Here is a 14,659-nt window from a genome sequence, read left to right on the forward strand (position 1 = left end):
TGCACTTTTTTTAAAAAAATATTACTTCTTATGATAATTTTATGCTATCACTATCAAATTACTATTGACAATAATACTGTTTAGTAGTATAATATTTTCAACAAATAAAAAATGAAAAAAGGAGATTTAATTATGTCTTCTCAAATGAACGAACAATTAGAAGCAATTTACAACAAAATAGTAAAAAGAAATCCCGGTGAAGTTGAATTTCACCAAGCAGTAAAAGAAGTATTAAGTACCTTAGAAGTTGTATTAAAGAAAAAGCCTCATTATATTGAACAGAAAATAATAGAAAGAATGTGTGAACCTGAAAGACAAATTATGTTCAGAGTTCCTTGGATGGACGATAAAGGGGAAATACAGGTAAATAGAGGTTTCCGTGTACAATTCTCAAGTGTTATAGGACCATACAAAGGCGGACTTCGTTTTCATCCTTCTGTATATTTAGGTATTATCAAATTTTTAAGTTTTGAACAAATATTTAAAAATGCCTTAACAGGATTACCTATAGGCGGTGGTAAAGGAGGTTCTGACTTTGACCCTAAAGGAAAAAGCGATAATGAAGTTATGCGTTTCTGCCAAAGCTTCATGACAGAACTTCAAAGACATATAGGTTATGATATTGATGTACCAGCAGGGGACATAGGAGTTGGTGCTAGAGAAATAGGATATTTATTCGGTCAATATAAAAGACTTAAAAATAGATTTGAGGCAGGTGTATTGACAGGTAAAGGTTTAGGTTACGGCGGTTCTTTAGTTCGTACTGAAGCTACTGGTTATGGACTTGTATATTTCACTGACCTTATGCTTAAAACTAATGGTAAAAATGGTTTTGAAGGTAAAAAAGTAGTAGTTTCTGGTTCTGGTAACGTTGCTATATATGCTATAGAAAAAGCTAGTCAATTAGGTGCTAAAGTTGTTGCTTGTTCTGACTCTAACGGTGTTATTTATGATGAAAACGGAATTAATTTAGACACTGTAAAAAGATTAAAAGAAGTAGAAAGAAAAAGAATTAAGGAATATGCTGCTGCTCATTCTTCTGCTAAATATATTGAAAATGGAAATATTTGGGATATTGCCTGCGACATTGCTATGCCTTGTGCTACTCAAAATGAACTTAATGCTAAGAGTGCTGAAACATTGGTTAAAAACGGATGTATATCTGTTACTGAAGGAGCTAATATGCCTTGTACTCCTGAAGCTGTTGAGATATTCCAAAAAGCCGGAATATTATTTGCCCCTGGAAAAGCTACTAATGCCGGCGGTGTTGCTACTTCTGCTTTAGAGATGCAGCAAAATGCTTCTATGGATAAATGGGAGTTTGATTATACTGACAAAAAACTTAAAAACATTATGACTAATATACATAATACTTGTTATGCAACTGCTGAAGAGTATGGATTTAAAGGTGATTATTTGAAAGGTGCTAATATAGCAGGATTTGTTAAAGTTGCTGATATTATGATTCCTTATGGGTTAATATAATTACTTAATAGTTAAACGAATAAGGGGCTTAAAAGCCCCTTATTTTTTGTCAATTTTTTGTTGTTCGTTTTCCCGCGTACGATCTGTAACCACTACTCGCCTATCTGGGCACTCCCTACGGTCGGCGGCTTGCCGCACGAAAATACTCTGTTTTAATCATAACCTTCTACACGTGCGGAGGAGTGCTTTTTTATTCACAATTATTTTTTTCTTTGAAGTATTCGCCATATTAGTTTTCCGCACGGTAATGCTATGCTTTAATTATAACTTCTTAATCGTGCGGGGGAGTGCATTTTAATGTACAATTAAATTATAAAATTTATAATAAAAATGCAGTTCTTTTGCTTCTTTGGGTCATACCCACACCTAAAGGTACTTCTTTCAGTCGCAGGCATTTCCTACTGTCGCTAAAAGAAGTGTGGGTATGTACCCTACAGGCATGCTTCGCGAAAGTGCAAACATCTTAACTTTATATGTTGGAATATGTATAAACTATATTGTAATACCAACATTTCAAGCTAAACAATGCAGCCTTTTTGCTTCTTTGCGGCGGCAAAAGAAGTGGGGGATTGGGGGCTAGCCACCAAAAGCAATAAAAACATAAAAAATGAATTTTTACAGACTTAAAATTTTTAGTGTATTTTAAACAATTTTAAAACTATTATTTTATATGATTTTTTTATTCAACTTTTTCCCGCCTTCGCGGTGCGGACTTCGTCAAAGTTTTCGCCCTTCGGGCACGCTTCGCGAAAGTGCAAGTACTATGGCTTTATATATTGGAATATCTATTAGATATAAAATGATATTTCTAATGCAATTCATTTAAAGCAAACCATAAAACTAAAAACTTTTCAATATTAATTTATTATTTAGTAAGGTGTATATATTCTCTATTCTTTTTAGTTACTCTTCCGACAATAACCGCACAGTCTATACCCTCACGCCATAAGTCAGCAAGCATATTCTCAGCATTATCTTTATCTACACATATAAATAATCCGCCAGCAGTTTGCGGGTCAAAAGCAAGCATTTTTAAACTATAATCCACATTCTCATCAACTAAAATATTCTCACCCACATAACGCATATTTGTAAAAGCAGCTCCCGGTATGCATCCCATATCCAACACTTCATAAGTTTTGTTAAACATAGGTAAAGCAGATGTACTTATCTCTATAGTTACATCGCTAGCCTTAGCCATTTTAAACGCATGTCCAGAAAGTCCAAAACCTGTTATATCTGTAGCACATTTTGCATTATATTTGTTCATTACAGCACAAGCCTTTTTATTTAAAGTACTCATAGCATTAAATACATCTGTAATAGCACTTTCTTTTATTAGTCCCTGTCTCATAGCAGCCAAACAAGCACCAGTGCCAAGAGGCTTTGTAAGTATTATAATATCTCCATCTTTAGCAGCGGAGTTTGTAGTAATATTATTAGGATTAGCAAAACCAATAACAGCCATACCATATTTAATTGCTGTATCTGTAATAGTATGCCCTCCTACAACCAATACTCCTGCTTCTGTAGCTTTATCTTGACCGCCTTTTAATATTGTAGCAAGTGTATTAAGAGAATTTTCTTTTGGATACATTGTAATATTTAAAGCTAATTTTGGCTCTCCTCCCATAGCATATATATCGCTTATAGAATTACAAGCAGCAATCTCTCCAAACAAATAAGGGTCAGCCACAACAGGTGGAAAAAAATCTACTGTAAATATAATAGCATTATCTTCTGAAATCTTATAAACACCCGCATCATCACCTATATCAACATCAGATAAAAGATTAGAATCTACTTTTGTTTTTAATAAAGGCGATAATGTTTTTTCAAGCAAATCAGGAGGAATTTTTGCAGAACAGCCTCCCTCTAAAGCACATGATAATAACTCTATTTTATCTTCATTATTGTTTTCAATATCATCTTTCATAAATAATACTTTATTCCTTACAAAATAGTTAATTGTTTATAATTATATTTAAACGACTAAAAATGTCAAATTAAGGTTTTTCAGCATATTTATCAACAAATGCATAATAATCGCATAAAAAATTATAATAAATAAAATATCTATATTTTTTAATTTAAAAGTTTACATTATTTAATTTATATATATAATATACTAAAAATAATTTTGTTTTGGTAAATCTATGAAAACTGCTAAATCTACTCTCAAGGTAAATAAGACAAAGAAAACATTGGAAGACGCTTTAGGTGCTCTACTTGAAGAAAAACCTTTTGAAGAAATTAGAGTTATAGATATATGTTCAAAAGCTAATATGCATAGAAGTACTTTTTATACTTACTTTAATGATAAATACGAGCTTTTAAAATCAAAATTAGATGAGTATGAAGCAAAGTTTTTAGAAGATTTACAAAGATATAAAATAGAAGATAAATTAAAAGATTTTCACATAGATATAATGATAAATATTTTGCAGTATTTTTATTTTAATAGAAAGTATTTAAAAATTATTTTTCAAAATAATAAAGATAATAGCATTACAAAGATATTGCAAAAATATTTAGAAGCTTATGTTGTAGAAGGTGTAAAGGATATGAAGCTTGCTAAACCTGATAAGCCTTATTTCTTTAATGTAATAGTTGCTTTTTATTCTGGAGCTTTTATTACTGTAATTAGCGAATGGATTTTAAATGACTGCACTATTAAACCTGAGGAGCTTGCTGAGTGCATATCTGATATTATTATGCAAAGAATATTTGTATACGAATAAATTCTATATTTTTTAATAAATAAGCAAATAATTTACGATAATATTTACATAATATTTTTACTTTTACTAATTTTATTTATTTTTATTAATATGAGTATATTATGGAGTATGTATTATGAGAAAAGTATTATTTTGTTTATTATTCTCTATTAGTTTTTTTAGTTTATTAAACGCCCAAAATATTACAAAAGACAGTGACTATTCTAAGAATTGGGTTAGTTTTATTAACAGAAAAACTATAGATATGCAAGGTGCTTTATATGAAGGAATACCTGGAGGAAATTTGGTATTAGTTTCAGGAAGGTCTCCTTTTTCACTAATAAAAGAATATCATTTTTTGGGTGCTAGATCATACTCTCAAGTTTATTATACACATCAGGTGCCTTTAAGTCATTTCTATCAAAGTGCTCCTAGTCTTGGAGTGGTATTAGTTGAAGGATATGCTTTAAATGGTTCTAAATTAACTAGATATTTAAATTACATAGATAGTTATCAATCAAAATTAAAAAAATGGGAAGATAATAATATTATATCAAGTAACAATACAAAAATTGCAAAACCAGATGCTAAATGGACAGAATACCCTATACCGCAGCCTGAAGATGTTAACTGGGCAGAGGGTTCTTATGCAGGAGAATTGTATTAAGGTTTTAGCATAGTGCAATATATATTTATTATAGCTGTAATAATTGCTGTTACTACTGTTTTATTTTTTATTACTAATAATAAAATTATTTCTTATGATAAAGATTGGATTAAAACAATTAAGAAGAGAGTTGTAAATGCTGATAAGAAATATGTATTTGAGGATAACGGTGATATTCTTATAGATAATAAAAAAAAACTTACTCTAATAAAAGCTAAAAATAATAAAATGGCTATTTATAGCAATAGTGATTTTATTAATAAGTTTATGCTTGTATTTTCTGCTTATACTTCTGTAAAAGTTACATTTATGGAAGGATATATTATAGATAATAATAAGCTTTATTACACTTATGCTTATAAATCATCATATTATAAAAAGCTAAATGATTGGATGAATAATAATGGGGTTTTTGAATCTAAAGAAGTATGGGTAGCAAATAAGAAAGTTAATTGGAAAACATTTCCTTCTCCAAGAGAAAATGATATAAATTGGGAGAAAAAGGTTTTGATAGGAGATATTGTAAAAATATAAAAAATTTATGGTATAGCTATAGCATTATTGTTAATAGTATTGTATAATACAGAAAATTTTATTTATGGATATATTTATGAAATTAAGATTATCTAAAAGAGCATTGCAAGAAGATTTTCAGGGCGATTTTGTTAAGATGATGCTTGAGGTTGCTGCGAAGGGTAATTTAATATCATTTGCAGGAGGACTTCCTAATCCTTCATCATTTCCTGTGGAGGCTGTAAAAGAGGCTTGTATCAAAGTGCTGTCAAATAATGGAACTGCTGCTTTACAGTATAATAGTGTTGATGGCTATTTACCTTTAAGAGAGTTTATAGCTAACAGGTACAAAAAGAGAGGTATTAATTTAGAGGCTAAAAACATTATTATTACAAATGGTTCTCAGCAGGCATTGGATATTATAGCTTCTGTACTAATTGATGCTGGAGATAATATTATGCTTGAAGACCCTTCATATTTGGCAGCTTTGCAAACTTTTCACTTATATAATGCGAATATTCAAACAGTAAATCTTAAAGAAGATGGTGCTGATGTTGAAGAAGTTAAAAATGTAATAGAAAAATACAACCCTAAATTCTTTTACTCTATTTCTACTTTTCAAAACCCAACAGGAATAACATATACTAATGAAGTTAGAGAAAAAATAGCTAATATAGTGAAAAAGAGTGATACTTTCTTGGTAGAAGATAATCCTTATGGAGAATTAAGATTTAAAGGCGAACATCAAACTTCTTTTGGAAAGTTATTAGGAGAGCAGGCTATACTTCTTGGTACTTTCTCAAAAACAGTTGCTCCGGGTTTAAGATTAGGCTGGATTGCTTCACCTGTAGAAGAGCTTCTTACAAAAATGAAAGACTATAAACAGCTTGTAGATATGCATACTAATATATTTTCTCAGATGGTTGTTGCTGAATATTTAAAAGATAATGATTATGATGAGCATATAAAAACTATTATAGATTTATATGGCAAGCAATGTAATTGTATGCTTGAGTGTTTAGATAAATATATGCCTAAGGATATGCATTGGACACACCCTGAAGGCGGTATGTTTATATGGGCTACTTTGCCTAAAGGTTTGGATGCAATAGAATTGGGTAAGAGAGCTGCAGAAGCAGGAGTTGCAGTTACAGCAGGAGAGCCTTTCTATGAGAGAAAGAGAGGAGAAGGTACTTTTAGATTAAATTATACTAACTCTTCTTTTGAAAATATAGATAAAGGTATTTCAATACTTGGTAAAGTAATAGAAGACATGAAAAAATCTCAATAATTTTCCTTATTATTATAATATATTTTAAAGGGCGGCATTAAAGCCGCCTGTTTTGTTTTAAAGTAAATATATATAACTAAAAATTTTTAAGTTTATCAAAAATATTTTTATGTTTTTTATTCTTGGGGGCTGCCCCCACACCCCTACTTCTTTTGTTGCAACAAAGAAGCAAAAATGCTGCATTGTTTAGCTTAAAATAAATGTATTATTTTATACTTAATACATATTCCTAAAACATTAGCTATAGCATGTGCGTTTTTTGCAACTTTTTTGAGCGACAAAAAAGTTGAATAAAAAAATATAGTTATTTTAAAAGATATTGATTTTAGTTTGTCAGAAAATATTTTTTAAGTTTTTTATTCTCGGGGGCTAGCCCCCGCACCCCCAGTTCTTTTATTGGTATAAAAGAACCAAAAGAACTGCAATCTTTAGCTAAAATATTACTATTATCTTTTTAATATATTCCTAGGATATTAGCTATAGTAATCGCACTTTTGGCAACTTTTTGCTGCGGGAAAAAGTTGAAAAAAATTAAAGATATTCTTAATTAAAAAAATACTAAAAAATTACTAAAGCCTTTTTTTATTAAACCGAAACTTAACATAAGTATTATTTTATTAGGATTATAATTATGAGCATGTTTACAGATACAACTTATGCCAAAACTATGACTATTGCTAAAAAGCTGTTAAATGTTTATGGGCTTAGAGCAGAAGTGATAGCAGATAACATAGCCAATGTTTCTACGCCAAATTTCAAAAGAAGCGATGTTACTTTTGAATATCAATTAGCAAGAGCTTTGGATAGTGAGAAATATGACGGTATTGAGGCAAAAAGAACTGACCCAAGACATTTTCCTTTTAATATGCCTATGGATTATAAAGAAGTATCTCCTACTATTACAGTAGATTATGATACCAACTATAGAAATGATAAAAACAATGTTGATATAGATAAAGAAATGGCTGAAGAGGCTAAAAACACTTTACGTTATCAAATGTTTTCTCAAATAGTGAATGCTCAATATAGAGATATTAGAAGAATGATAGGCAATGCTTAAATATTGTTAATTATTTTGATGATTAATCATTTTGAAGGAGTGAGTAAATGGGAATATTTTCAATAATTAATACATCTGGAAGCGGATTAACTGCTCAAAGAACAAGACTTGATGTTATAGCAGACAACATAGCTAATGTTAATACAACACGCACTACAGAGGGAGGAGCTTTTAGAAGAAGCAGAGTAGTATTTAAGCCAAGAGATGACGGCAACAAATATAGAAGCCCTTTTTTACCGGAAGCTTTGCAGCCTAATGTTGGTACGGGGGTAAGAGTATTCAGCATAGAAAAGGATATGGAAACTGCAACAAGATTTGTATACGACCCTTCACACCCTGATGCTATTAAATATGGTGAGAAGGCAGGATATGTAGAGATGCCTAATGTTAATCCTGTTACAGAGATGGTTGATATGATGGAGGCTTCTAGGGCTTATGAGGCTAACTCTACTATGATTCAATCGGCTAAAACTATGTTTGGAAGTGCTTTGAATATTATTAGATATTAATTATTAAATATATATTTTTGAGGATATTTTTATGGATATTAACAGTGTAATGAGTGCTTATTCTAAAACAGGTAATGTTGGTGATAATTATGGATTTGTATTAAAGACTACAGACCCTCGTCATTATGGACCAGCTCAGATGTTGAGAAGAAGTTCTAGTAATGATTTGATAAGTAATTTTGGTACTATGCTCAGCGATGCAATAGAATCTGTTAATCAAAAGCAAGTTGATAAAGATAATATTATAGTTCAGGCAGGAATTAGACCTGATCAGGTTGATGTTTCTGATGTGATGAACGCTATTGCAGAGGCTGAATTATCACTCAGTTTTACTAGGGCAGTAGTTGATAGAGCTGTAAGAGCTTATCAGGAAGTAACTTCATATAGATAATTTTTTTAATTAAACAAATAATGGAAAAAAAGTTCTCCTTCAAAAAAGAGTTATTAAGGGCAAGCGTTTATGGTTTAATCGCCATAGCGTTTGCCAACTTAATATTCTTATCTATTTATAACAATAATAAAATATATATCACTATAATTTTAATAGCATTAGAAATAATAACAATAATTTTTGCTTATTTATATATATCAAACATCAACAAAAGATATTTAAACTTTATTAGATACAATTCAATATTAGAACATAATATAAAAACAACAGTTACAAAAGAGCATATTATAGAAAGACTAAAATATTTTGGATATAGTATGTATTCTATAAACTCTTCGAGGGTTTTTATTAATATAGATGTTGTAAAAAATAAAAAATCTATAACAATATATGCCTACTATTTTTTACTTTTGGATATAGATAAAGATACAGAAGCAGTCCTTACAACTGTAAAAAACGAATTAAATGAAATATTGGATTTATATATAGATGACAATCAAAAGTTATTTAAAACAGAAAATGAGAAACAAAAAATATTAAAAGCAAAGCTATATAATCATGCTGTATTTATTTTCTTTGGAGATAATATTTCTGAGAGAATAATTAATATTTCCAAAGAAGGATACACTAAAGAAAAACTTCTTAATTCTAATGCACAAATATTTTCAGTTTCTTATATACCTTCAGAAAATAAATTGTATTATGCAGAAAAAGTAGAGGATGTTATAACAATTCAAAAGTTTCCAAAGCAGGATTTTGTTTATATAATAAAAGATATATTTTCTTTATAATTTGGATAATATAATGAAAAATAAAAAGAAAGTTAAACGAAATAAAAAAACATACTATAATATTGGCTTTATAATTTTAATAGCTGTGTTATGTTATTTATTGTTTATGTTTTATAATTTGAAAAACTTTGATATAAACAAAAAAGATAATGAAGGTCTTACAGTTTTGATGCATCTTTTATCTGATAATAATTCAAACAAAAACGAAATAAAAAAAATGATATTAGACAACAGAAAAAAAATTGATTATACATTAAAAGACAGTAACGGCAGAAACATTTTGATGTATGCTGTGTTTTATGGTAACACTGATATTATAAAAGATATTGCAAATCAAATTGAAAATATAGATGCTAAAGACAATGACGGAAGAACAGCTTTGCATTTAGCGGCACAATATGGAAAGTATGAAACCGTAGTATTGCTTGTAGAGTTAGGAGCAAACATTAATATTAAAGATAATCTTTCCTTAAAACCAATAGACATAGCAGAGTTTGAAGGTTTTGAGGATATATACAATTATTTATATAGCAAAACAAATTAATATTATTTTTATTAATATGGGCTTTGACTTAATTTTATTATAATTGACAAAACCCATATATAATAAATATTATTTTTCTATCTCTCTAATTAAATTAACCATCTCAATAGCACCCATAGCAGAATCAAAACCTTTGTTTCCAGATTTAGTTCCAGCTCTCTCAATAGCCTGCTCAATATTTTCAGTAGTAAGCACCCCAAACATTACAGGCACATCAGAATTAAGCGAAACATTAGCAATACCCTTAGATACTTCAGCACAAACATAATCATAATGACTAGTAGAACCTCTTATAACAGCACCCAAACATATAACAGCATCATATTTCTTAGATTTAGCCATTTTAGAAGCTATTAGAGGTATCTCAAAAGCACCTGGCACCCAAGCTACAGTAATATCATCGTCTTTAATATCATGACGAGATAAAGCGTCTAATGCTCCTCCCAAAAGTTTAGAAACAATAAATTCATTGAATCTAGCACATACTATACCGATTTTAATTTTTTTCTCACTAACGAGTTTTCCTTCAAAAGTTTTCATAATCGTATTAATTCCTTAATTGTATTTTTTTCAACTTTTTCCCGCAGCAAAAAGTTGCAAAAAGTGCATATTAAAATTTTAATATATTTTTATAATTTTATATTTCTTAATAAACCTCCTAAAGTATATAAAAACTTGTTTAATAATGAGCAACTGCCATTTCTGCAAATGGTAATCATTTACAAGTTTTCTATTTTAAATTAATCAAGAATGTGTCCCATTCTTTTTATCATATATAAAAAATTACTCACTTATAAGGGTATGGTAACTGACTCTCTACGCTTTCAGCTAAGTTACCATAGGCTCGTAATTTTTTATTTTTTAATCCAATATATGCCCCATTCTTTCTTTTTTTGTTTGTAAATAAAATAAATCATACTCTGTTGCTTCAATCTGTATAGGTATTCTCTCTTCTATTTCAAGTCCGTAATTCTCTAAATGTTTTATTTTCTCTGGGTTATTAGTCATTATTCTTATGCTCTTAATACCCAATTTCTTTAGCATCTGATAAGCTTCATAATATTCACGCATATCATCTCTAAAACCTAAAGCCCTATTAGCATCAACTGTATCAAGCCCTTTATCTTGAAGCTCATAGGCTTTTAGTTTATTAACAAGTCCTATTCCTCTGCCCTCTTGACGCATATAAACCATTACACCTCTGCCTTCTTCAGCAATAGCACGCATAGCATAAGCATACTGCTCTCCGCAATCGCATCTTCTAGAGCCTAATGCATCGCCTGTCAAACATTCTGAATGCACCCTACATAACACATCTTCACCATCGCTAATATCTCCCATAGTAAGTACAACATGATGCTGTTTTGTTATTTTGTTTACGAATGTTAATATTTCAAACTCACCGTATTTTGTAGGCATTTTAGCCTTAGCATAAAGCTCCATCAAATCTTCATTTTTCTTTCTATAGTCTATTAAAGCAGATACTGTTATCATTTTAAGATTATGCTTTTTAGAGAATTCAATCAAATCATCTCTTCTCATCATATCGCCATTATCTTTCATAATCTCGCAGCATAAACCACATTCTTTAAGTCCTGCTAATCTCATTAAATCAACAGTAGCCTCAGTATGCCCCATTCTCACTAACACTCCTCCCTCTTTTGCAAGTAATGGAAACATATGACCGGGACGTCTAAAATCTTCTGGCTTAGAATTTTCATCAACCACTTTTAAAGCAGTAATAGACCTCTCAACTGCAGATATTCCTGTAGTAGTGTCAATATGGTCAATGGATACTGTAAAAGCTGTTTCATGATTATCAGTATTTTTTGTAACCATTTGATTTAAATTTAACTTGTTTGTAATCTCTTTGCTCATAGGCATGCATATTAAGCCTTTAGCATAAGTAGCCATAAAGTTAATATTTTCTGTAGTAGCAAACTCTGCCGCACAGATTAAATCGCCTTCATTTTCTCTATCTTCATCATCAGAAACAATTATGATTTTACCATTTCTTAAATCTTCTAAAGCCTCATCAATAGTGCTGTAAATATTTTCCATTTTAAACTCTCCTTTTTATTTTTTATCATATAGTAAAAATTTTTAATTTTAATATTTGCAGGGCTTTGCCCCCTGCGAAGCGTGCCCGTAGGGTAGCACCCCACTTCTTTTGCCGATAGGCACCTACTCGGTATTGGTATAAAAGAAGCAAAAGAACTGCATTTTCAACATAATTTTATAGTATTCTATATTTAATACATATTATACTTATACAAACTACTATAATTATGCTTTTTTCAAAACGCAGATATTTCAGTGTAAATCTCAAAAAACAATATTTTAAAACCCATTCTTAAATAAAAACTCCATTGTAATGTTAGATTTTTTACCGTCATTGTCATCTTTAAATGTTAAAAGCCTTTCGACATATTTGCCTATAACATCATTTTCAATATTAACCTTATCCCCCTCTTTTTTATAATATAGCACAGTTTCTTTTAATGTATGCGGAATAATGGATATAGAAAAAGTATTATCAGTTAAACTAGCCACCGTTAAACTTACACCATCAACAGCAACAGAACCTTTTTCTACAATGTATTTCATTAAATGTTTAGGCACTTCAATAGTAAGTATAATAGCATTATCATCTTTCTTCATAGACTTAATACTTCCAACTCCATCAATATGCCCGCTTACTATATGCCCTCCAAATCTTCCGCTTAAAGTCATAGCCCTCTCAAGATTAACTTTGCTTCCATTTTTTAAACTTCCCAAATTAGTGCGGTTCAAAGTCTCTTGAGTAACATCTGCATTAAATATTTTATTATCAAAACTAGACACAGTTAAACAAGTACCATTAACAGCAATACTATCACCCAAATGCAAATCATCAAATATTTTGCTAGCCTCTATCGTGATAACTTTGCTTTGTACCGATTTAACAGTTCCTATCTCTTCAACTATACCAGTAAACATTATTAAGTAATCCTATAAAAAATTATAAATTATAATTTCTTTGATGACATTGAATGCAAAATAATACAAATGCAGTCCTTTTGCTTCTTTGGGTCACCAAAAGAAGTAGGGGTCTGGGGACTAGTCTCCAGTAATCAAGTATTATATAAATTAATACTTTAAATAATACTCCAAAAACAAATCCTCATCTATCTTTGTTATGCTACTTCCAATAAGCCTAATAGCTTTGTCAGGTTCTCCTATTCCTTCACCTCCTATAGGGCTTTTTGCTTCAAAACCGCCAAATATCTTTGGTGCTATATAAACTAAAGCCTTATTTACTAATTTTTCTTTTAATAAACTCGCATGCAAACTTGCACCACCCTCAACATACACACTGTCAATATATTTTTCTTCTCCAAGTATTTTCATTAACTCTTTTAAATTTACTCTTCCGCCATCACTTTCTGTTTTTATTATCTCTACACCAAGCCCTTCAAGCTCTTTTATTTTTTTATAATCATCATTCACAGTAGCTATAAAAGTTTTTATATCTTTTGCTGTTTTACAAATGTTAGAATTAAAATCTATTTTTAGAGAACTATCTAAAATTATTCTTATAGGGTTTCTAGTGTTTGGAAGTCTGCAATTAAGCATAGGATTATCTTCTATTACAGTGTTTATTCCAACCATTATAGCAGAATACTTATTTCTAAACCTATGTGAATGCTCTCTTGTTTTTTCACTAGTTATCCATTTTGATTTGCCGCTTACAGTAGCAATTTTTCCGTCCATAGTCATAGCATATTTCATCACAACAAAAGGTCTTTTATTAGCTATATAGTAGAAAAAAACTTCATTTAATTTTCTACACTCTTCTTCAAGCACATTCACTATAACCTCAATTCCAGCATCTTTTAATTTTTTTATGCCGCCGCCTGCAACCTTAGGATTAGAATCCACACATCCTATAATAACTTTTTTTAATTTGTTTTTTATAATAGCATCAGCACAAGGAGGAGTTTTTCCATAATGAGAACAAGGCTCTAAAGTTACATATATTGAAGAACCCTCAACATCTTCCCCTCTTTCCTTTGCATCCAAAAAAGCATTAATCTCAGCATGATTCTCACCATATTTTTTATGATATCCAATGCCTATAACTTTATTCTCTTTCACTATAACAGCACCAACTAAAGGATTAGGGCTAATAAAACCCTCTCCTTTTTTTGCCTCATCTATAGCCATTCTCATATATTTTTCATGCATAATATTAATACTCTAAAAAAATATTTTTTATTAATCTTTGGTATTTTTTGGTAGGATACTATTGAACTATAAACAAAAAAACTCTAAATGTTTATACACTTAGAGCATAATTTTTTGACATGTAGTTTACATTAAAAAACATCTTCTACCATCCAGACTTTAACTGTCGGTTTTGGAATTGCACCAAATCTGCCGTTTTTGAATGAAGGAAACATCAAAAAGGCTCGCGGACTTTACCGCCGGTATGGAATTTCACCTAGCCCCGAAGATTTATATATTAATTAGTATACACAATTTTTTTTTATTGTCAAGTATGGGAAATTTCTAGTATGTTATGGAGCCATAGATATTGTACTTTTACTTGCTATAATATTTTTGATTCTTTCTTTGATTGTAATATACAATAACGAAGAAATCAATCTTTGATTGTTATAAAAATGTGTATATTCTTTTAATTTTTC

15 protein-coding genes and 1 riboswitch are annotated in these 14,659 nt (G+C 30.0%); of the genes, 10 read left to right on the top strand and 5 right to left on the bottom strand.

Translation table 11 applies throughout. From position 1 onward, the window contains the following. The first annotated feature begins 144 nt into the window (after positions 1–144). Positions 145–1,485, top strand: coding sequence for an NADP-specific glutamate dehydrogenase (gene gdhA, locus EPJ72_RS04920; RefSeq protein WP_439897261.1), 1,341 nt, complete (start codon positions 145–147; stop codon positions 1,483–1,485). Between the two features lie 865 nt (positions 1,486–2,350). On the opposite strand, the gene selD is transcribed toward gdhA, so the two are convergent. Beyond that, entirely contained in the window at positions 2,351–3,421 is a 1,071-nt protein-coding gene (gene selD, locus EPJ72_RS04925) for a selenide, water dikinase SelD (protein ID WP_147731103.1), read from the bottom strand. Between the two features lie 220 nt (positions 3,422–3,641). Between selD and EPJ72_RS04930 the strand changes: the two genes are divergently transcribed. The 9 genes from EPJ72_RS04930 (at position 3,642) to EPJ72_RS04970 (ending at position 9,971) form a co-directional block, all read left to right on the top strand. Continuing rightward, positions 3,642–4,226 (top strand): TetR/AcrR family transcriptional regulator C-terminal domain-containing protein, encoded by a 585-nt coding sequence (locus EPJ72_RS04930; RefSeq protein ID WP_147731104.1) that lies wholly within the window; start codon positions 3,642–3,644, stop codon positions 4,224–4,226. A 115-nt stretch (positions 4,227–4,341) separates the two neighbouring features. Next, entirely contained in the window at positions 4,342–4,872 is a 531-nt protein-coding gene (locus tag EPJ72_RS04935; RefSeq protein ID WP_147731105.1) for a hypothetical protein, read from the top strand. Positions 4,873–4,884: 12 nt separating this feature from the next. Next, on the top strand, positions 4,885–5,406 hold the full coding sequence (locus EPJ72_RS04940; protein WP_147731106.1) for a hypothetical protein: 522 nt from the start codon (positions 4,885–4,887) through the stop codon (positions 5,404–5,406). Between the two features lie 76 nt (positions 5,407–5,482). Further along, entirely contained in the window at positions 5,483–6,676 is a 1,194-nt protein-coding gene (locus EPJ72_RS04945; protein ID WP_147731107.1) for an aminotransferase-like domain-containing protein, read from the top strand. A 631-nt stretch (positions 6,677–7,307) separates the two neighbouring features. Then, positions 7,308–7,736, top strand: coding sequence for a flagellar basal body rod protein FlgB (gene flgB / locus EPJ72_RS04950; protein ID WP_147731108.1), 429 nt, complete (start codon positions 7,308–7,310; stop codon positions 7,734–7,736). 47 nt (positions 7,737–7,783) lie between these two features. Continuing rightward, positions 7,784–8,245 (top strand): flagellar basal body rod protein FlgC, encoded by a 462-nt coding sequence (flgC, locus tag EPJ72_RS04955; RefSeq protein WP_013244300.1) that lies wholly within the window; start codon positions 7,784–7,786, stop codon positions 8,243–8,245. 31 nt (positions 8,246–8,276) lie between these two features. Continuing rightward, a complete protein-coding gene (gene fliE / locus EPJ72_RS04960; RefSeq protein WP_147731109.1) occupies positions 8,277–8,636 on the top strand; it encodes a flagellar hook-basal body complex protein FliE in 360 nt (119 codons plus the stop codon). A gap of 20 nt (positions 8,637–8,656) precedes the next feature. Continuing rightward, positions 8,657–9,427, top strand: a complete 771-nt coding sequence (locus tag EPJ72_RS04965; RefSeq protein WP_147731110.1) for a hypothetical protein — start codon at positions 8,657–8,659, stop codon at positions 9,425–9,427. A 13-nt stretch (positions 9,428–9,440) separates the two neighbouring features. Continuing rightward, positions 9,441–9,971: an ankyrin repeat domain-containing protein gene (locus EPJ72_RS04970; protein WP_199749265.1), complete on the top strand. Its 531-nt coding sequence runs from the start codon at positions 9,441–9,443 to the stop codon at positions 9,969–9,971. 69 nt (positions 9,972–10,040) lie between these two features. Here EPJ72_RS04970 and ribH read toward each other — a convergent pair whose 3' ends face one another. From ribH to ribD, 4 genes are all read right to left on the bottom strand, one after another. Continuing rightward, the gene (gene ribH / locus EPJ72_RS04975; protein WP_147731111.1) at positions 10,041–10,511 is read right to left on the bottom strand and encodes a 6,7-dimethyl-8-ribityllumazine synthase; all 471 of its coding nucleotides are present in this window, start codon (positions 10,509–10,511) and stop codon (positions 10,041–10,043) included. Between the two features lie 321 nt (positions 10,512–10,832). Continuing rightward, positions 10,833–12,032, bottom strand: a complete 1,200-nt coding sequence (locus EPJ72_RS04980; protein WP_147731112.1) for a bifunctional 3,4-dihydroxy-2-butanone-4-phosphate synthase/GTP cyclohydrolase II — start codon at positions 12,030–12,032, stop codon at positions 10,833–10,835. Between the two features lie 279 nt (positions 12,033–12,311). Then, positions 12,312–12,950 carry a riboflavin synthase gene (locus EPJ72_RS04985; RefSeq protein ID WP_147731113.1) on the bottom strand — a complete coding sequence of 213 codons (639 nt, stop codon included), beginning with the start codon at positions 12,948–12,950 and terminating at the stop codon, positions 12,312–12,314. Positions 12,951–13,100: 150 nt separating this feature from the next. Next, complete coding sequence (gene ribD, locus EPJ72_RS04990; protein ID WP_147731114.1) at positions 13,101–14,198, bottom strand: bifunctional diaminohydroxyphosphoribosylaminopyrimidine deaminase/5-amino-6-(5-phosphoribosylamino)uracil reductase RibD; 1,098 nt, start codon at positions 14,196–14,198, stop codon at positions 13,101–13,103. 136 nt (positions 14,199–14,334) lie between these two features. Further along, a riboswitch (FMN riboswitch) is annotated at positions 14,335–14,472 on the bottom strand. Positions 14,473–14,659: the final 187 nt, after the last annotated feature.

This window comes from Brachyspira pilosicoli (assembly GCF_008016535.1).
Taxonomy (GTDB): Bacteria; Spirochaetota; Brachyspiria; order Brachyspirales; family Brachyspiraceae; genus Brachyspira; species Brachyspira pilosicoli_A.

Excerpts from the sequence above, each read along its gene's own strand:
- gdhA (WP_439897261.1), top strand. The coding sequence starts at position 145 with ATGAACGAACAATTAGAAGCAATTTACAACAAAATAGTAAAAAGAAAT.
- selD (WP_147731103.1), bottom strand. The coding sequence starts at position 3,421 with ATGAAAGATGATATTGAAAACAATAATGAAGATAAAATAGAGTTATTA.
- EPJ72_RS04930 (WP_147731104.1), top strand. The coding sequence starts at position 3,642 with ATGAAAACTGCTAAATCTACTCTCAAGGTAAATAAGACAAAGAAAACA.
- EPJ72_RS04935 (WP_147731105.1), top strand. The coding sequence starts at position 4,342 with ATGAGAAAAGTATTATTTTGTTTATTATTCTCTATTAGTTTTTTTAGT.
- EPJ72_RS04945 (WP_147731107.1), top strand. The coding sequence starts at position 5,483 with ATGAAATTAAGATTATCTAAAAGAGCATTGCAAGAAGATTTTCAGGGC.
- flgB (WP_147731108.1), top strand. The coding sequence starts at position 7,308 with ATGAGCATGTTTACAGATACAACTTATGCCAAAACTATGACTATTGCT.
- flgC (WP_013244300.1), top strand. The coding sequence starts at position 7,784 with ATGGGAATATTTTCAATAATTAATACATCTGGAAGCGGATTAACTGCT.
- fliE (WP_147731109.1), top strand. The coding sequence starts at position 8,277 with ATGGATATTAACAGTGTAATGAGTGCTTATTCTAAAACAGGTAATGTT.
- EPJ72_RS04965 (WP_147731110.1), top strand. The coding sequence starts at position 8,657 with ATGGAAAAAAAGTTCTCCTTCAAAAAAGAGTTATTAAGGGCAAGCGTT.
- EPJ72_RS04970 (WP_199749265.1), top strand. The coding sequence starts at position 9,441 with ATGAAAAATAAAAAGAAAGTTAAACGAAATAAAAAAACATACTATAAT.
- ribH (WP_147731111.1), bottom strand. The coding sequence starts at position 10,511 with ATGAAAACTTTTGAAGGAAAACTCGTTAGTGAGAAAAAAATTAAAATC.
- EPJ72_RS04980 (WP_147731112.1), bottom strand. The coding sequence starts at position 12,032 with ATGGAAAATATTTACAGCACTATTGATGAGGCTTTAGAAGATTTAAGA.
- EPJ72_RS04985 (WP_147731113.1), bottom strand. The coding sequence starts at position 12,950 with ATGTTTACTGGTATAGTTGAAGAGATAGGAACTGTTAAATCGGTACAA.
- ribD (WP_147731114.1), bottom strand. The coding sequence starts at position 14,198 with ATGCATGAAAAATATATGAGAATGGCTATAGATGAGGCAAAAAAAGGA.